The sequence below is a fragment of the Glycomyces tarimensis genome, from assembly GCF_054776215.1.
The window spans coordinates 241235-259090 of sequence record NZ_BAAHCB010000020.1 but is presented as its reverse complement, the minus strand read 5'-3'; the positions used below and the strand labels follow the sequence as shown (position 1 = coordinate 259090).

The window sequence follows — 17856 nt, the reverse complement described above, 5'->3', positions numbered from 1 at the left end:
TTGTCGAGCGTAGAGGGGTGGATCGCGGCTTCTACCTGTTCCTTTGTTGCAGGGCCGTTTCAATGCCGCCGACGCGATCGGACAGCAAGGTGATCGCCCCGACCGCCCTCGACATTGGATCGTCGTCGCCGCCGCCGAGCGTCTGCTCCCGGCGGAACGCCTCCTTGACGGCCTCCCAGCGGATCCGCTGCTCCTCCGTCAGCCGGCCCCGGAGCTCGGCGAGCTTGAGCAGGTTCGCCTCGGCGCCGGAGGCGAGCGTCTGCGCCTCGCCGGCGTAGTGGTCGTCGATGACCGCCTCCAGCTCCTCGTCGTTCATGACCGGAACCACCCGTTCGGTGAGTCGGTTCATGTTTCGGTAGGAGCCTTGCAGCAGGAACGGCGGCTCGGTCCGTGCGGCGTCGTCGGTCGCCGCGGAGGAGATGTACGCGAGGTTGTTGCGCAGCACGGTCTTCTGGACATGGATCAACTTGCGCAGCACCGACAGGGTCTGGTCGAGCTCCCCGGCCGAGTAGGAGTGGGCGAGGTCGTCCGGATTCGCCGTCGGGTCCTCGGCGGCGAGGCGGATGAGCAGGTGGACGTCCGAGCGCTCGCGCCCGGCCAGCGGGGCGAGCACCGCGTTCGAGGTGAGCGCGTTCTCGATGTAGGACTGGGCGAAGACCTCGTCGCGGCCCGAGAGGACGTCGCCGAGATTCCACACGTCGGCGCGGTTGGCGAGCATGTCGGGAATGCGGAACCGCTGCCCCGCCTCGGTGTACGGGTTGCCGGCCATGCAGACGGCGAACCGCTTCCCGCGCAGGTCGTAGGTGCGGGTGCGGCCGTTCCAGACGCCCTCCATCTTGCGCTGGGCGTCGCACAGCGAGATGAACTTCTGGAGCAGCTCGGGGTTGGTGTGCTGGATGTCGTCGAGATAAAGCAGTACGTTGTTGCCGCATTCGAGCGCGAAGTTGATCTTCTCGACCTCCTGGCGCGCGGTCGCGTTCGGCGCGTCCTCGGGATCGACCGACACGGTGTCGTGGCCGAGCGCCGGCCCGTTCACCTTCACCAGCAGCATCCCGAGCCGGTCGGCGACGTACTCCATGAGCGTGGTCTTGCCGTAGCCGGGCGGGGAGATGAGCATGAGCATGCCGGATTGGTCGGTGCGGCGGGCGTCGCCGGTGCCCGCGCCGATCTGCTTGGCGAGGTTGGAGCCGATGAGCGGCAGGTAGACCTCGTCGATGAGCTGGTTGCGCACGAAGCCGGACATCACCTTCGGCTTGAACTCGTCGACGCGCAGCTTCCGGCGGTGCGCCTCGATGATCTCGCCCCTCCGGGCCTGGTAGGCGCGGTAGCCGGGGAGGGTGACGCGCCGGAACCGGCTGGTGCGGGCCAGGAACTCGTCGAGGCGCAGGCGCAGGACGCGGTGCTCGATGCGGGGGTGGGTGCCGAGCAGGCCGGTCACCTCGGCCGTGAGCTCGGCGGCGACGTCGTAGGTGTCGGCCTCGGCCAGGACCATCGCGAGCGCCTCGGGCAGGTCGGCGGCGTCGAACCGCTCGTCGTCGGACCCGCGCAGGAAGGCGTCGAGCCAGTTCCAGGCGAGGCCCCACTGCGAGTACAGCTCGCCCTCGAGCGACCGCAGGTCGTCGGCGAACGCGCCCTTCGCGGCCGGGCCGATCTGGCGTTCGAACGCGGCCAGCAGCTCGCGGGCGCGGGCGGAGGCGGCGAACGCGCCGGAGTCGGCGAGTTCTTCGGCGAGGTACTCGGCGGCGAGCTCGGTGGGCGGTTCGAGCTTGAAGCCGAAGTGGAGCGAGAGCCGCGACTCGTCCAGGAACGACGACAGCTCGCTCTCGAGCTCGGAGACGAGGCCGGCCATGGCGTCGGGACTGCCGAAGGTCTCCCGGACGCGCGCCAGGGAACGGGCCTGGGCGGCGAATCGCTCCTGCTCGTCCTTGGCGACGCCGTGCACCCAGAACAGGCGGGCGGCGGCCCGGCAGGCGGGCGTGTAGCGCAGATTCCCCGCGGCGGCGTGGAGGCGCAGGACCTCGGTGAGGATCGCGGCGGCGTCGGCGTCGTGGACGCCGCGCTCGTAGCCCTCGTCGTAGCGTTCGGCGGCGGCGGCCGAGACGAAGCGCGGCAGGTCCTCGGTGAAGAGCGTCGCCGAACCGTGCTCGGCCAGCAGCGAGGCGGCCAGGTGCTCGGCCCGGTAGACCTCGGGGTTCTCCGAGGCGAGGAACTGGCTCCAATACGGCTTGGTGTCGGCGAAGCCCGGGTCGTCGACGATCTGCCGGTAGTCGGTGCCGGTGAGCGAGAACGCGAGCGAGCCGCCGGAGGGCACGAGCGTCAGATCCAGCGGCTGCGTGTTCACCGGGATGCGGTGCTCGCCGAAGCGGATCGCGTCGCCGTCGAACAGGTCGAGCTGGTCCCGCAGGGCCCTGCCGGCCTCGCTCCGGGCGGCCTGGATGCGGCCCTCGATCTCCTCGGCGCGGACGGTGTCGTCGAGCTCGCGCAGCTCGGCCACGACGCGGCGGAGCCGCTCCACCATCGGGTCGGTCGCGAAGTAGGTGTTGACCTCGTCCAGTGAGGACAGCGAGGTGCCGCGGCGGGCGACCGCCTCGAGGATGCGGTCGGCGGAGGCGACCAGCCGCTCGGCTCGGCGGGCGGCCTCGTCGAGCAGGTTCTGCTTGCGTGAGGAGAACGCCTCGTAGACGTCGGTGCGCTTGTCGGCGAGCTGGGCGAGGAAGTCGTCGAACTCGGCGAAGCGGGTCTCGAGGTTCTCGACGGTGAGCAGCAGCCGGCCGAGCTGCTCGTCGCAGGCGGCCGGGGTGCTCGCGGCGGCGAGCGCGGCGGTTACGGCCTGCCCGAGCAGGGCGTACTCGGCGGCGAACTCGGCGCGGCCCTCGCCGACGGACAGCTCGCGGCGGCGCGCGGCGAGCGTGGCGCGGGTGCGGTTGACGGCGGCGAGGACCTCGGAGACGCGGCCGAGGATCGCGGTGCGGACCGTCGCGTCGCCGATCTCCAGGGTGGAGACGACCTCGGTGAGGGTCTCGAGGCCGTGCTGGCGGGCGTCGAGGTCCTCGACCAGCGGCTTCGACTCGGCGACGGTCTCGATGCGCTCGGCCTTGTGCTCGAGCCCCTCGATCTCGGCGAAGTACGGGGCGAAGGAGTCCTCGCGTTCGAGGAAGGCGACGGCGCGTCGGCCGGTCTGGTCGAGGCACTCGGTCAATTCGGCCTCGATCGCGGCGATGCGATCGAGGTCGATGTAGCGGACATCGCGGAGGGTGACCAGATGTCCTTGCGCGCCGCGCAGCTCGGTCAGCAGCGTGACCCAGTCCTCGGCGGATTTGGGGGCCTCGCCGCGTGCGCGGCGCAGCAGCTTGAGCGTGTCGGCGTCGGCCCGCTCCAGGGCCTTGCCGGCCTCGGCGGTCAGCTCGGCGACCGTGGCGTACTCGTCGAGGACGGACTCGGCGGTGTCGCGGACGCTGCGCAGCGTGTCGTCGAGGCCGAACAGGCCCTCGTCGCCGAGCCACGGATAGTCGTCGAGGCAGCGCGTGGCCGTGGCGATGAGCGCCTCGAACACGGCGAGGCCGGGCTTCATCTCGCGGACCATGCGGGCCACGGTGAGCGCGTCGGAGACGGCGCGGACGGCCTCGGCGTTGCCGATGCGGTGGATCGGGGTGTCACCGGACTCGTGCGCGGCGGCGTGCGCCTCGGAGACGAACGGGGTGGCCCACACCTGCACCGGGTGGACGCGACTGGCCTCGTCGCCGGTGAAGCGGAAGGCCACCAGGGTGCCGTCGTCGAAGATCGAGTAGCCGTGGACGCTCATCGGCGCCGCGACTTCCTTCTGGATGACGTTGTACGGCAACAGCAGCGAGCGTCCCTCGGCCTCGTGGTAGAAGATGAAGAAGACGTCCTCGCCGTTGGGCGAGCGGATGACGCGCTTGAAGCGCAGCTCCGCGGTGTCGTGGTCGAAGGTCTTGAGCTTGCCCTCGTTGAGGTAGTAGCCGCCTGGGAAGATGATGCCGTGGTCCTCGGGCAGGCGGCGGCAGGCCGCGCCGATCGCGTCGGCGCGCTGGACGTCGCCGGTGCGGGTGTTGTAGATGAGGTGACGGGTGACGGTCTCGTTGTACGGCAGGATCTTGAGCAGGAGCAGCGGCCCGACCCGGGCGTAGGCGATCGAGGCGTCCGCGAGCGACTGGAGCGGCTCGGCCACCGGCTCGGAGAAGACGCCTTCGCCGGAGTCGGTGTTGTCCTCGACCTTGATCGTGAGCGTGCCGCCCAGGCACTCGACGAAGATCTCGTCCTCGATGGACACATGCGGGTGGCGGCCGGTGACGTGGTCGTTCCTGGTCGTCTCGATCCACTCGAAGTCGTGCGGCTCGGGCCAGACGTTGTCGCCGTCGCCGCGGGCGTCCATGTACTCGGCCGAGCCGTCCGGACCCAGCTGCCATCGCAGGACCCGCTGGTCGGCGAGGTTCTCGCCGATCCGGAAGACCGCGAGCAGCCGCGTCTCGACCTGGCGCACCTGGAGCAGCTCGGTCGAGCGGTAGTAGCGGTACATCTCGGTGAAGTCGGCGACGAAGCGCGGATCGTCCAGGACGTGGCCGGCCCGGTCGACCTCGGTGAAGGAGAACTTGCCGTCCTGGCGCACGAAGTCGTGCAGGGCGAAGACGTCGCCCACGTCCGTGTGCGACTTGAGCCCCATGTGGACGTTGTAGCCGAAGAGGAGGTGCCCGCCGACCTGCACCATGTCGCGCGGCACGCAGTTGTTGGCCGTGCGGATGCGGCTGGTGCCCAGCAGGCGCAGCTCACTGCCGCCGAACGCGTCGGTGCGGGCCGCGTTGAGCGACTCGGCCCGGTCGCTCAGCTCGGTGGCGAAGTCCGCGAGGCGCTTGGACAGGACTTCGTACGTGCCGGCGTCGAGCGCGGCGGCGGCATGCTTCTCTTCGGCCATGGGGTTCCCTCACGAGCAGACAAGGACCGTGGGGCGGCGGTCCGCCGCCCCACGGGGAAGGACTATTTGGCGGTCATCTCCACGGCGGGCCGCTCGGCGACGCCGAGCTCCTTGGCCTTGGAGAGCAGGCCGCCCAGCATGTCGCGGTCGCCGCCGCCCTGGATGAGCTTGAGCAGTGCGGCCGAGACGGTGAGGTTCTTGACCTCCTCGGAACCGACCGTGGCCAGGACGCTCTTGAGGTCCTCGGAGAACGAGGTGCTCCCGTTCGACCACGACGCGGCGAGGCCGGCGGCGACGTCCGAGTGCTCCATGAACCCGTCGACGGCCTTGCCGTAGCCGATCGCGCCGACGACCCGGTCGAAGAACTGGGTGTCGCCGCCGACGAGCGAGATGTCGGCCTTCGACAGCCCGGCGGCGATGATCGACGCCTGCTGCTCGGCGATCGAGCGACGTGCCTCGATCTCGGCGCCGCGCAGCTCCTTCTCCATCTCCAGGCGCAGGCGGTACTCCTCGTGCGCCTGCGAAGCGGTGGACAGGGCGTCCATCGCGGCGGCCTTCTCGGTGAGCCCGGCGGACTCGGCGAGGAGCCGCTCGCGCAGGGCGTCGGCTTCGGCCGTGCCCTTCGCGGCGGTGGCGGTCGCGGCGGCCTTGCCGATCGCGGCGGAGGCCTCGGCTTCGGCTCGGCCCTTCGCCTCGGCGGCCTTGGCCTCGGCCAGTCCGCCCTTCTCGATGGCGTCGGCCTCGGCCTCGCGAACCTGCACCTCGGCCAGGCCCGGCGCGGCGGCGAGCGCCTGCTCGCCCTCGGCCAGACGCATCTTGGCGCGCGACTCCATCTCGGCGGCCTGCTGGGCGGCCTCGGCCTCCGTCAGGCGCTGGCGGGCCAGGTGCTTGGAGGCCTGCTCGGCGGCCTCGGCGGCCTTGATGTCCTTGACCAGGCCCTCCTGGGCCTCGGCCTCGGCGAGGATGATGACCTTCTGGCGCTCGCGCTCGGCCTCTTCGGTGGCGCGCAGGCGCTTGATGCCCTCTTCCTGCTCGGCGACGGTCTTCTCGACGGCGATGCGCTCGCGGATGACGTCGGCGATGTCGCGCTTCTGCGCCTCGAGCTCCTTGTTGGCGGCGATGCGCGCCAGTTCCTCTTCGCGCTCGCGTGCGACGACTTCGAGGATGCGGTCCTTCTCGATGCGCTCGGTCTCGACGGCGATGACGCGTTCGCGGTTCTTCTCGGCGACGGCGATCTCGCGCAGGCGGTTCTCGTGCTGGATGCCGGTGGCCTCTTCGGTGCGGATGCGCGCGGTCTCGGACTTGAGACGCTCCTCCGACTGGACCTTCTGGACCTCGGCGTTCTCGCGGGCACGCAGGGTCTCGATCTCGCGCTGCTGGCGGATCTCGGCCTCTTCTTGGCGGCGCTCGAGCTCGAGCACCGTCTCGCGGGCGTCGACGTCCTGGCGCTTGATCTCCTTCTCTTCGTGGCGCCGGTGCTCGTTGGTGGTGATCGCCTCTTTGGCGGTCAGCTCGGTGATCTTGCGGATGCCCTGGGCGTCCAGGATGTTCTGCGGGTCGAGCGACGACATCGGCGTCTGCTCGAGATAGTCGATCGCGGCGTCCTCGAGGCTGTAGCCGTTGAGGTCGGTGCCGATGACGTGGATGATCCGGTCGCGGAACTCGTCGCGGTTGGTGTACAGGTCGGTGAATTCGAGCTGCTTGCCGACAGTCTTGAGCGCCTCGGAGAACTTGGCGTTGAACAGCTCCTGGAGCGTGTCCTGGTCGGAGGCGCGCTTGGTGCCGATCGAGTTGGCGACGTTGCGGACGTCGTCGGCCGTGGCGTTGACGCGCACGAAGAACGTGATGGAGATGTCGGCGCGGATGTTGTCCTGGCAGATCAGGCCGTCCTTGCCGGCGCGGTTGATCTCGATCGTCTTGACCGAGATGTCCATGTACTCGGCCTTGTGGATGATCGGGAGGACCAGCGCCGAGGTGAAGGACACCTTGCGGGCGCGCAGTTTGGTGACGACCAGGGCCTGACCGGGGGCGACCTTCCGGTAGAGCCGGACGATCATGAGCAGCAGGCCCAGGAAGATGGCCGCGACGACCACGATGGTGACCAGTGCCGTCGAGTTGGCAGCGTCCATGACGGTTCCTTATTGAGACTTCGGGGGGACTTGGTACGGGCGTGACCACACCTTACTCAGGCGCGTCAAACAATGGGGTACAGCGAGCGCGGGCGTGCTCGGTGATCACCATGATCTCAGTACCGGTCCGAGCGCCGCCGGGAGGCGGAGCGGCGGAGGCCATCGAGTCGCGACCGGTGACCGCGGTGGCGCTTGGCGCGGCGGCGCTCGGCTTCGAGGTCCTTCTTCCATTGCGGCCAGCGCTCGTAGGCGCGCCGGTAGCCCGCGGCGGCGATGAGTCCGGCGATCAGGGCGGGAATCCACGGGAGCCACAGCGGCCGCAGCAGGACGGACACCGGCACGGGACCGCCGCCCGCGTCGGCGTGGTCGAGCACGGCCGACCACGCCCCGAAGCACATGAACAGCACGAAGACGATGCCGAAGGTGGGGAACACCAGGTGGGTGCTGTCGATGGACTCGCGGCCGCTGCGACGTTCGAGCTGGCGCATCCGCTCCTCGTGGGCCTCGCGCCGCCGATGCTCGTCCTCGGCGCGCTCGATCCGGTCCTCGACGGGGACGTCGGGCTCGGGATTGATCCTGGCCGCGATGGCGGCGGCTGCGAGGACCGCGGCGGTGACGACGAAGACCGATCCGGCCACCAGTGCCAGGCCGGCCAGCAGCGCGGTTGCCGGGGACATCACGGCCGCCCGGTGCCGGACGGCCCCTTGCGCTTGGCCCTGCCGCGCAGCGACATCGCGGTCGCGACCGCGATGACGAGCACGCCGACACCGGCCGACAGCGCCCAGGCGGCGAACACCACGCCCCAGCCCGGGATCGCGAACAGCTCGGACATGCCCGTCCTCCTCTATGCGGCGCCTACGCTTCGGGCGTGGTCGAGTTCTCTTCTTCCTTCACACCGGCCATGTAGCCGCGCAGACCGGTCGCCGGGTAGCCCCCGGCGGTGTCGGCGATGTTCCTCAGGCCGGTCGTCGCTCCGGTGAGGGGGTCCTTGCCCCAGTCGGCCATGTCGTCGTAGCTGCTCTTGAAGTTGTCGAAGGCATCGCGCGCGCTGTGCCTGGACTCGCGGCCGGGCGCCAGATTGTCGATGCCCCAGCCCTTGATGTCCATGCGGGAGCCCTTGCCCCAGGCCGCGAGATCCAGGCGGCCGGACTTGCCCCACATCTTGATGGCGGCCTCGTCGAGCTTGGAGGCGAACGTGCCGAACGCGGAGCCGGCGTCGCCGAACTTGCGGACGAACGTGGCGGCGCTCTGCAGCAGTTCGGACAGCTTCTTGCCGATCCTGGCGGCGACCGCGCCCGCGTCGGCCACTACGGTGCCGATCGCGGCGACGACCGAGCCGCCGAAGGTGAACCAGGAGCTGGCGAGCGCCGAGAGCAGATACATGATGACGCGCGCGGTGAAGTCGCAGAGCAGTTCCAGCACCAGCGCCTTGACGGTGGCCACGAGGACGCCGGCGTAGGCGATGCCCTGCGAGGTCCCCTGAGCGGCGGCGGCCGCGCCGCCGAGGGCCTGGCTGAAGTCACCGGCGACCGAGCGGTAGGCGTCGGCGGCGTCGCCCTCCCAGTCGGCGGTCCCCTCGAGTTCCGACTGGAACTGCCCTGCCGCGTCGTTGATCTCCTGGGCGATGTTCGCCCAGGTCTTGGAGAGGGCGCTGATCTCGGCGGGGTCGCCGGTGAGGTCCTCGAGCGGCTCGCGCAGCCAGTCGACGTGTTCGATGATGAACCCGACGCCGGCCATGAGGAATTCCTTGAACGGGTTGGCGACGAACGCGAGCATGTCGAGCCCGGCGGTGAGGCCGTCCATGCCCAGCGCGGTGGCGCTGAATTCGTCCGAGCCGATGGCGGCGAGGTCGTTGCCGACGGCGGTGAAGCTGTCGAGCGCGCGGGCGCCGGCGGTGGAAGAGGGATCGCCGGCCTGCGCGATCAAGGTCGAGCCCGGAGCGGGCGCGCTGAACTGGGTTCCGTCGCTCATGCCTCCATCGCCTCCGCCATTTTCTCCAACTCGGCGGCCGCTTCCGCGTCGGCCGCGTAGTAGTCCATCGCGGTGCCGGTCAGCGCTCCTTCGATGGCCTCGCCGAATGCCACGGTCTTCTCGATCGCGGTGCCGGCGTCTTCGAGGAACAGCCGGAGCGTCGGAGGGATGACGTGGCTGAGGAACATGCCGTACGCCTCGTCGCCGATGCCGACCTGTTCGGCGGCGGCCATGGCGTTCTCGAGCTTGGCGAACACGCCGGCACGCAGATCGCCGGCGTGCTGGACGACCTGATCGGGGTCGACACCGAATCCGGTTCCCATGATCACTCCTCCCTGGGCAGACGCTGCTCGACGGACTGCCTGACGAATCTGGCGGTCTCCGAGTCGGAGCCGAACAGGTCGGACATCGCCTCCACGGCCTTCTCCGACGCCTCGGCCGCGGCTCGTCGGTAGGTCTCCATGACCATCTCGGCGAGGGTGGGGCCGGATATATGGCGCGCGGAGGGCGCGAACTCGATGCCCGCGAGCGCGCCACCGACGTTCACGGTGACGGCGACTTCGCCCTCGTCGGATTCGGCGCGAGCGGTGGCCTCGGCCATCCGCTCCCGCATCTGGTCGGCCTGGCCGCTCATGGCGGCCATGCGCTGCCGGAAATCGCGCATGTAGCCCTCGGGATCGGTCAGGATCGAGGGCCGGCCGGGCTGGCGCTGTTGCTCGTGGTCCATTTTCGCTCCAGTGTGGGGACGCGCGGACACGGTCAGTGTATCGTCGGCGCGCAAGCGCGGACATGCTCGCCTAGGCCTCGGAGACCATGACGTCCGGCGGCAGCGCCACCGGGACGACGAGGAAGACCCTGGAGTTCTCGTCGTAGTCGAAGATGACCACCTTCGCATGGCGCGCGAACAGTTCGTCGTCGATGCCCTCGGGCTCGTGCTGCGATCGGCGCACATTGATGAGGTGGACCGTGCCGTCGTCTTCGGCCAGTTCGGCCTGGCCCGATTCGGTCGTCACGGTGCCCGTCCTGACCACGCACATCTTCCCGATCAGGTCGCGGTGCGCGGTGGAGGGGGCGTCGGCGAAGACCTTCGACAGGGGTTTGGCCAGGAGCTTGGCGCCGAGCATGCCGACGCCGATCCCGGCGATGAGCGTGGCGAGGCCGGAGACCGCCGCGGGGATCACCATCTCCTGGGTGCTGCGCAACCACGTGGTGCCGAGGACGGTCACGATCCAGCCGAGCGTGATCCACAGCGAGAGCACCACAGTGAGCGGAACGGCGCCGAATCCGAAGGCCGACCAGAAGGATCCGCCGGCCTCGACCTCGACGTCCGCATCGGTGCCGAAATCGACGATGTCGACGTCGAGCGCGCCGACGATGACGGTGATCCAGTACAGCACGACCAGGACGAGACCGAAGGTGAACAAGATCGGGGGGAACGACAGGGCTATGTCCAGGAACTCGGTCATGGGTCTTCGGGTCCTTGTCTACCGCTCGCGCGGGCGCGTTTGCGAGCGGTGTGCGACGGGCGGGCGGCACATCCGGGCCAACAAGTTTCGGGTCTGCACCCAGATTAATGCACGCGGGCGGGCGGCGGTAGGTCGCTCGCCCCGGACTATCCTGTGACCGGTTGAACAGCCTTCGCAAGCCGGAGGCGATCCAAGAGGAGGTCCGGTGCCCGGTTTCCGCTCCACGCTGGCGAAAGCGGCCGCTGGCTGCGACATCGCCGCGGCCCGGCTCGACGCGGCACGGCGGCAGCTCGGCGAGGCCGCCTTCCAGACCCCAGTGGACCCCGCGCTGGTGGAGGCCGAACGTCAGATATCCGACGCGGCCGCCGCCTCCGCCGCGCACTTGCGCACCGATCCCGAGCTCCTGCACGCCGGTCGGGTGATGCTCCACGAAGGACGGCACCTCCCGCTGCTGGTGCCGTTCGGCGAGCGCGGGCACCTGGCGACCAGCGTCGACGCCCGCGTCGACGGCGTCGCGGCCCTGGTCCGGACCGCCGTCCTGCACACGCTCGCGCACCACGACCCCGGCAAGCTCCGGGTGGTCGGCATCGACACCGCCACGCTCGGCGCGACCTTCGCGCCGCTGCGGCCCCTGGCCGACGCCGGGGTCATCGAGACGGTCGCCACGGACGCCCGCGCCGCGGCCGCGGCCGTCGCGATGGCCGAGTCACAAGTCTCCGAGAGCATCGCGGGCCGCCGCACCGACCGGCTCCTGCTCGCGATCGCCTCGCTCGGCGAGGCGCCGAGGACGCTGATCGAGCGTATCTACGCGCTGGCCCGCTCGGGGCTCGCGCACGGCGTCACCGTGCTCGGCTGCGGTCTGTCCGAACTGCCGCAGGCGACGGTGCTGCATCAGGAGGACGGCCATGTCGAGGTCGCCAATCCGCCGGCGGCGCCGATCTCGCGCGGCGAACGCCTGGCCGCGCCCGTGGCCTGGCCCGAGAGCGCCGACCCCACGTTCCTCGCGGGGGAGGCGGCGCGCTTGGCCGAGCGGGCGAGGGCCGCGGCGACACTGACGTTCGACGACCTCATCCCCGACGCGCCGCTCAGCGGCGACCCCGCGACCGGCCTCGAGGTGCTCATCGGGCGCGACGCCGCCGGGGAGGTGCGGATGCGCTTCGACGACGCGACGCCGCACTGGCTCGTCGGCGGGCGCACCGGCGGGGGCAAGACCGTGTTCCTGCTCGACGTGCTCTACGGGCTGGCCTCGCGCTACTCCCCTTCGGACCTGGCGCTGTTCCTGCTCGACTTCAAGGAGGGCGTCTCCTTCACCGAGTTCATCCCGACCGACCGGGACGACACCTTCATCCCCCACGCGCGCGCCGTCGGCGTCGAATCCGACCGCGAGTACGGCCTGGCCGTGCTGCGCGCCTTGAACGAGGAGATGACGAACCGGTCGACGGTGATGAAGCGCCACGGCGTGGCCTCGTTCGCCGCGCTGCGCCGACACGAGTCGTATCCGCGGATCGTGTGCGTCGCCGACGAGTTCCAGGTGTTGCTGGCCGGGAACGACCGGGTCGCCACCGAGGCCGTGGCGCTGCTGGAGAACCTCGCGCGCAAGGGCCGGTCGTACGGCGTCCACCTCGTGCTGGCGTCGCAGACCATCTCGGGCATCGAGGCGCTCTGGGCCAAGAAGGACTCGATCTTCGGGCAGTTCCCGATGCGGGTGGCGCTGCCGGGGGCGCGGTCGATCCTGGAGCCGAACAACGACGCGGCCTCGCGGATCTCCCTGGGGCAGGTCGTGGTCAACACGGAGGGCGGCGCCGCCGGAGCCGACCGGGTGGCGCGCTTCCCCGACACCGACGCCGAGGTGATGCTGCGGCTGCGTGAGCAGCTGCGCGCCGCGCACGCCGAGCACGGGGCGCCGCGCGTGTTCTTCGGCTACCGGCCCGTCCACTTCGCCGAGACGATGCCCGGCGAGCGCAAGCCCGGCCGGGTGCTGCTCGGCCGCGAGGTCTCGCTGCGGCTCGACGCCGTCGGCGTCGACCTCGATCAGCGGCCCGGTCGCCACCTCGCGATCCTCGGCTCCGACCCGGTCGGCGGGGAGGTGCTGGAGGCGGCGGCCGAGAATCTGGCGTACCACGCGCCGCCGAAGCGGCAGCTGTGGGCCGTGGACTACACGGGATCGTACAACGTACAAAGTACGGCGTACCGTATACCGCCTACGGCGTTCGCGGCGAAGCTCGGCGAGGTCCCCGACAACACGGTCATCCTCGCCTGGGGCCTCGAAGCGGCGGCGCTCGACTTGAAGGGCCAGCAGTCCCTGCGCAGCCTGCTGCGCACCGGCCCGGCCCGCGGCGTCCACCTCCTGGCGTGGTGGCGCACCTACCGCAGGTTCCTCGACGACATCGGCGGCAGCGCCGGACGCGAGGACATCGCGTGCTCGCTCATCCTCAACCTCCCCGGCACCGAGATCCTCGGCCACTTCGGGCAGCAGTTCCAGCATTGGAACCCGCGCCCCGGCCGCGCGCTGCTCATCGACCGCCACGCCGACACCGCCTCGGGGCGCCTGCTCGTGCCCTTCAGTAGAAAGGAGCACGCGTGAGCGCCTTCGACGACTACCTCGCGCAGCTGCGCCGCCTCGACGAGGTGCGCCGGGGCGCCGACGAGGCCGCCGCGCGCACCGCCTCCAGAACCGAGTCGCTGGGGCAGAAGACCGCCCGGCTCGCCGAGCAGGCCGCCGCCCAGCGCAGCGCCGTCGACGAGCTCGCGCGAGCCGCCCGCGTCGAGGCGCCGCCGCGCGTCGCGGCCCAGCCGCTCGGGGGCGACGCCGCCGTCGAGATCGGGGCCGCCGAGGCCGATATCCAAACCGCCGCAGTGGAACTCGAAGAGGCGCGATACCTGGCCCACCGGCCACCGTGGCTGCCGCGCTGGCGCACCGACGAACGCAACGGGCTGATCTACGGCCTGTTCGCGCTCGCCTCGCTGCTCGTGCAGCTGCTGGTCCTGCGCCTGGTGGGCGCCGACGACCTGACCGGGGCGATCGTCCTCGCGGCGTTGATCGTCGCCTGCCCGCTCGTGGCATTCTCGCTGGGCTGGTTGACGATCGGCGTCGCCGCGCGCCCGCGCATCACCGACGAGGAGAAGAAGCTCGAACGCAATTTCCGCCTCGGCCTCGTGCTGTGCGGGTCGACCCTCGTGGTGTCGTGCTTCGGCTTCTTCAGCTGACCCGGCGCCGCAGCAGGTAGACCAGCCCGGCGATCGGCAAGACGAGCGGCACGAAACCGTAGCCCGAGCCGAAGTGCGACCACACCGACGCCTCGGGGAACCAGTCCGGCACTACGAAGCTCAAGGCGCCCACGCCCACGACCCCGAGCAGCTCCACGCCGACGGCCGCCAGCGCGAGCCCGGACGCGCCGCGCACGATCGCGATCGCGGCCACCAGGTAGATGATCGCGGCGATCGCGCTGAGCGAGTAGCTGAGCGGCGCCCGGTCGAATTTCGTCGCCACCTGGTAGGCGGCCCTGACCCCCGCCGAGAGCGCGAAGACGACGTAGACGAGGACGACGAGCCGGCCGAAGCCGGCGGACAGGGCCCGGTTCGCGGGCGGGGCCTCAGGCGACGACATCGATCTGGAACTCCCAAATCTGGTGGATCCGCAGCATGAGCGCGGCGACGATGAGGCACGAGACGGCGACCGTGCCCATGCCCCAGCGGCTGCGGTCGATCGCGCCCCACAACAGGGCGGCGACCGGTACGAGCATCGTGGTGACGAGGTAGGAGAAGAACAGCGCCTTCCCCTCGCCCGCCGCGCCCGGGACCAGGACGATCGAGGCGATCAGCTGCGCGAGCAGCAGCACCTCGAGCACGCCGATGCCCACGACGTTCACGAGTCCGAGCCGCTTGGACCGCGCGGTGTCGACGAAGAACCACGCGGCCAGCGCCAGCGCGGCGGCCTGCACCGCGAGGTAGAGCCATTCGATCACGCTCCAAACGCTAACCCAGGCTTCATCGGCCCTCGCGGCTAGACTTCGGGGCATGGCTGACCTCACGCACGTCGACTCCACGGGCGCGGCCCGCATGGTCGACGTCTCGGACAAGGACGTCTCCGCTCGCATCGCATGGGCCACGGGCCGACTGCGCACCACGCCGGCAGTAGTGGCGGCGCTGCGCGAGAACTCCCTGGCGAAGGGCGACGCGCTGGCGACGGCCCGGATCGCGGGGATCATGGCGGCGAAACGCACCTCGGAGCTGGTGCCGCTGTGCCACCCGATCGCCATCACCGGCGTGAAGGTCGAGCTGTCCGTGACCGACGACGGCGTCGACATCGCCGCGCGGGTCAAGACCGCGGACCGCACCGGGGTCGAGATGGAGGCCCTCACGGCGGTGTCGGTGGCCGGTCTTACCTTGGTGGACATGGTCAAGGCACTGGACCCCGCCGCTCAGATCACCGATGTCCGGGTAGCAGAGAAGGTCGGAGGGAAGACAGGCGAATGGCGGCGCGAAGCGCCACCTGATCGGGGAAGCGAGCGCAGCGAGCGGCTGGGCGGGGAGACGGGTGAGGGTCAATGGCATCGATAAGCGCTGTCGTCGTGGTGGCCTCGAACAGGGCCGCCGACGGCGTCTACGAAGACACTTCCGGGCCGGTCCTGGTCGAGGAACTGGCCCAACGCGGCTTCAACGTGGCCGGGCCGGTCGTCGTCCATGACGGCGACGAGGTCGAGCAGGCCCTGCGCGACGCGGTCGACGACGGGTACGACCTGGTCATCACCTCCGGCGGCACGGGACTGACCTCGAACGACCTCACGCCGGAGATGACCGACCGCGTCATCGACTTCGAAGTGCCCGGCATCGCCGAGGCCCTCCGCGCCGCCGGGCGCGCCAAGACCCCGCACGCGGCCCTGTCGCGCGGCATCTGCGGTGTCGCGGGCAAGACGCTCATCGTCAACATCGCCGGTTCGTCCGGCGCCGCCAAGGACGCACTCGAGGTGCTCAGCACGCAGCTGCTCGAACACGCGGTGTCGCAACTGCACGGCGGCGACCACGACAGGAGCGAGTGAATGGACGGCCCTTCGAAGCCCATGGACTGGGCCGAGGCGCGCGAGGCCGCCTGGCGGGCCGGCTATGAGTCCCGCAGGCCCGCGGCGGTGCTGCCGTTCGGCGAATCGATCGGCTCGGCGCTGGCGGCCCCGCTGACGGCCGCCTCCGAGCTGCCGGCGTTCCCCACCTCCGCGGTGGACGCGTGGGCGGTCGCGGGCGATGGCCCCTGGCGCATCACCGGCGCCGAGGTGCTGGCCGGGTCGGTCCCTGGCCCCATTCAGCCGGGCGATGCCGTCAAGATCGCCACGGGCGCGCAGGTTCCCGCGGGCGCCGACGGCCTGATCAGGATCGAGAACGCCGAGGTCACGGGCGACACCGTCGCCGGTTCGCCGTCGCGCGAATGGCGCGAGACCGGTGAGGAGGCCAAGGGCGGGGAGGTGCTGCTGCCGGTCGGCACGCGCATCACGCCGCCGGTCCTCGGGCTCGCGGCCGCCGCCGGGCACATCGGTCTGCCGGCGCATCAGCGCCCCATCGCGCACATGGTGGTCTTCGGCGACGAGCTGCTCACCAGCGGCGCCTCACGCGCGGGCCGCGTGCGCGACTCGCTCGGCCCGATGATCCCCCACATGCTCGACGCCGCGGGCGCGGGTGTCGGCGGGCCCGCGATCGGTCCGGTCGCCGACACGCTCGACGACCACGTGGCGGCCCTCCGCGCCGCCACCGCCGAAGCCGACCTCGTCTGCACCACCGGCGGGACGATGGTCGGCCCGGTCGACCACCTCCACGCCGCGCTGCGGGAGGTGGGCGCGAGCTATGTGATCAACACCGTCGCCGTCCGCCCGGGCTTTCCGATGCTGCTGGCCCGCACCGAAGAGGGCAAATTCATCGCCGGACTGCCCGGGAATCCGCAGTCGGCGGTCATCGCGGTGGTGACGCTCGTGGCCCCGCTCGTGGCGGGCCTGCGCGGGCTGCCGCTGCCCGAGCTGCGCTCGATCACGCTCGCCGAGGACCTCCCCGGCCGCGGGGAGTCGACGCACCTGGCGCTGGTCGACCGGGTGGGGAACCGCCTGGGCCACCACGGCTCGGCGATGCTGCGCGGCCTGGCGAACGCCGCCGGCTTCGCGGTCGTCCCGCCGGCGGGCGAGGCCGAGGCCGGTCAGACCGTGCCCCTCGCCACGGTCCCGGGGGTGTCGGCATGATCCGCGCGCAGATCTCGTCGTCCAAGCTCGATGTGGCCGAGCATGAACGGGCCGTCTCACAGGACGTCACCGGCGCGGTCGTGACCTTCTCGGGGAACGTCAGGGACCACGACCACGGCCGCGGTGTCAAGGCCCTGAGCTACGAGGGCCACCCGTCGGCGGAGCCGATCCTGAGCGAGATCGCCGAGGAGATCGCGGGCCGGCCGGGCGTGCACGGCGTCGCCGTGTCGCACCGGATCGGGGACCTGGCCATCGGGGACGCGGCCCTGGTCGCGGCCGTCTCGGCCGAGCACCGCGGGGAGGCCTTCGCGGCCTGTGCGGACCTGGTCGACGAAGTGAAGGCGCGGCTGCCGATCTGGAAGCACCAGTTCTTCACCGACGGCGGCGACGAATGGGTCAATCTTCCTTAGTGGACTTTCGACCGACGAACTTCACCAGGAGGACGCCGCCGACCACGACTACCAGGGCGCCGAGCAGGATCATCGCCAGCGCCGCGCCGGTGTTCGACTCCTCGGCTTCGCCCGCGGCCTCGTCTTGCGTGGGCGCGTCGGTGTGCTCGGCGGCGGATTCGCTCGGGGCCGCTTCGCCGGTCGCCTCGGGGACGGCGTCCTCGACGAGCAGTTCGTCGGGGATCGTCTCGACGGTGAAGGTCAGCGCGTCGTCGACGCGGTGGCCGTCCTCGGAGATCACGCGGAACGCGACGGTGTAATCGCCGGGGATGGTGTAGCGCATCGGCTGGGTGAAGGTGTCGCCGTCGAAGCTCGGCTCGTCGACATCGAGCATCTCGCCGGTCGGGTCGGTGACGGCGACGACCGTGGAGGGGCCGTCGAGGGGCTCGGAGAACGTGGCGGAGACCGAGTCCGGGGCGGTCTCCAGGGACGCGCCGTCTTCGGGGTCGGCACCGACCAGGGCGGCGTGCGCCGAGGCGGCCGAGGCGTTCGCGACGGCGAGGATCGCGCCGCAGCCGGCGGCGAGGAGGACCTTCACGGCGAGTTTGAGAGAACCTTGCGACATCGGGCCATAGTGCCACAGTCGTCACGGTTCCCGACTGCGCGACGAGTCACATGCCGTCGCAGGTCACAGCCATCCGGTTACCATGCGTGCACGAAACCTGTCTTGAATTGCGCGCTTGGTGCGGATAG

The 17856-nt window shown here is 70.8% G+C and carries 17 protein-coding genes; 6 read left to right on the top strand and 11 right to left on the bottom strand.

Annotation, left to right across the window (positions count from 1 at the left end; all coding sequences use genetic code 11):
* Positions 1-31: 31 nt before the first annotated feature.
* The 8 genes from ACYVK3_RS15975 to ACYVK3_RS15940 form a co-directional block, all read right to left on the bottom strand.
* Positions 32-4930 (bottom strand): DNA repair ATPase, encoded by a 4899-nt coding sequence (locus ACYVK3_RS15975; protein WP_460498333.1) that lies wholly within the window; start codon positions 4928-4930, stop codon positions 32-34.
* A gap of 62 nt (positions 4931-4992) precedes the next feature.
* Positions 4993-7059, bottom strand: a complete 2067-nt coding sequence (locus tag ACYVK3_RS15970) for an SPFH domain-containing protein (protein WP_460498332.1) — start codon at positions 7057-7059, stop codon at positions 4993-4995.
* 116 nt (positions 7060-7175) lie between these two features.
* Positions 7176-7736, bottom strand: a complete 561-nt coding sequence (locus ACYVK3_RS15965) for a hypothetical protein (protein ID WP_460498331.1) — start codon at positions 7734-7736, stop codon at positions 7176-7178.
* Entirely contained in the window at positions 7736-7891 is a 156-nt protein-coding gene (locus ACYVK3_RS15960) for a hypothetical protein (RefSeq protein WP_460498330.1), read from the bottom strand. Before ACYVK3_RS15960 ends, ACYVK3_RS15965 begins: the two co-directional genes overlap by 1 nt.
* 23 nt (positions 7892-7914) lie before the next feature.
* On the bottom strand, positions 7915-9030 hold the full coding sequence (locus tag ACYVK3_RS15955) for a WXG100 family type VII secretion target (RefSeq protein WP_460498329.1): 1116 nt from the start codon (positions 9028-9030) through the stop codon (positions 7915-7917).
* A complete protein-coding gene (locus tag ACYVK3_RS15950) occupies positions 9027-9353 on the bottom strand; it encodes a hypothetical protein (protein ID WP_460498328.1) in 327 nt (108 codons plus the stop codon). The genes ACYVK3_RS15955 and ACYVK3_RS15950 overlap by 4 nt, the downstream gene beginning before the upstream one ends.
* A 2-nt stretch (positions 9354-9355) precedes the next feature.
* Complete coding sequence (locus ACYVK3_RS15945) at positions 9356-9757, bottom strand: YbaB/EbfC family nucleoid-associated protein (protein ID WP_460498327.1); 402 nt, start codon at positions 9755-9757, stop codon at positions 9356-9358.
* Positions 9758-9827: 70 nt separating this feature from the next.
* Positions 9828-10496 (bottom strand): hypothetical protein, encoded by a 669-nt coding sequence (locus tag ACYVK3_RS15940; RefSeq protein WP_460498326.1) that lies wholly within the window; start codon positions 10494-10496, stop codon positions 9828-9830.
* A gap of 205 nt (positions 10497-10701) precedes the next feature.
* Between ACYVK3_RS15940 and ACYVK3_RS15935 the strand changes: the two genes are divergently transcribed.
* The gene (locus ACYVK3_RS15935) at positions 10702-13080 is read left to right on the top strand and encodes an FtsK/SpoIIIE domain-containing protein (RefSeq protein WP_460498325.1); all 2379 of its coding nucleotides are present in this window, start codon (positions 10702-10704) and stop codon (positions 13078-13080) included.
* Entirely contained in the window at positions 13077-13703 is a 627-nt protein-coding gene (locus tag ACYVK3_RS15930; protein ID WP_460498324.1) for a hypothetical protein, read from the top strand. The genes ACYVK3_RS15935 and ACYVK3_RS15930 overlap by 4 nt, the downstream gene beginning before the upstream one ends.
* On the opposite strand, the gene ACYVK3_RS15925 is transcribed toward ACYVK3_RS15930, so the two are convergent.
* Both ACYVK3_RS15925 and ACYVK3_RS15920 read right to left on the bottom strand, forming a co-directional pair.
* Positions 13696-14103 (bottom strand): hypothetical protein, encoded by a 408-nt coding sequence (locus ACYVK3_RS15925; protein ID WP_460498323.1) that lies wholly within the window; start codon positions 14101-14103, stop codon positions 13696-13698. The genes ACYVK3_RS15930 and ACYVK3_RS15925 overlap by 8 nt on opposite strands.
* Positions 14090-14461, bottom strand: coding sequence for a hypothetical protein (locus ACYVK3_RS15920; protein ID WP_460498322.1), 372 nt, complete (start codon positions 14459-14461; stop codon positions 14090-14092). Before ACYVK3_RS15920 ends, ACYVK3_RS15925 begins: the two co-directional genes overlap by 14 nt.
* A gap of 52 nt (positions 14462-14513) precedes the next feature.
* Between ACYVK3_RS15920 and moaC the strand changes: the two genes are divergently transcribed.
* From moaC to ACYVK3_RS15900, 4 genes are read left to right on the top strand one after another with little or no spacing between them, the layout of a single operon-like run.
* A complete protein-coding gene (moaC, locus tag ACYVK3_RS15915) occupies positions 14514-15056 on the top strand; it encodes a cyclic pyranopterin monophosphate synthase (RefSeq protein WP_460498321.1) in 543 nt (180 codons plus the stop codon).
* A complete protein-coding gene (locus ACYVK3_RS15910; RefSeq protein ID WP_460498320.1) occupies positions 15044-15535 on the top strand; it encodes a MogA/MoaB family molybdenum cofactor biosynthesis protein in 492 nt (163 codons plus the stop codon). The genes moaC and ACYVK3_RS15910 overlap by 13 nt, the downstream gene beginning before the upstream one ends.
* Positions 15536-16714: a molybdopterin molybdotransferase MoeA gene (locus ACYVK3_RS15905; RefSeq protein WP_460498319.1), complete on the top strand. Its 1179-nt coding sequence runs from the start codon at positions 15536-15538 to the stop codon at positions 16712-16714.
* Positions 16711-17124 (top strand): molybdenum cofactor biosynthesis protein MoaE, encoded by a 414-nt coding sequence (locus ACYVK3_RS15900; RefSeq protein ID WP_460498318.1) that lies wholly within the window; start codon positions 16711-16713, stop codon positions 17122-17124. The genes ACYVK3_RS15905 and ACYVK3_RS15900 overlap by 4 nt, the downstream gene beginning before the upstream one ends.
* Here ACYVK3_RS15900 and ACYVK3_RS15895 read toward each other — a convergent pair.
* A complete protein-coding gene (locus ACYVK3_RS15895; RefSeq protein ID WP_460498317.1) occupies positions 17111-17728 on the bottom strand; it encodes a copper resistance CopC family protein in 618 nt (205 codons plus the stop codon). The two genes, ACYVK3_RS15900 and ACYVK3_RS15895, sit on opposite strands and share 14 nt — an antisense overlap.
* Between the last annotated feature and the right edge of the window lie 128 nt (positions 17729-17856).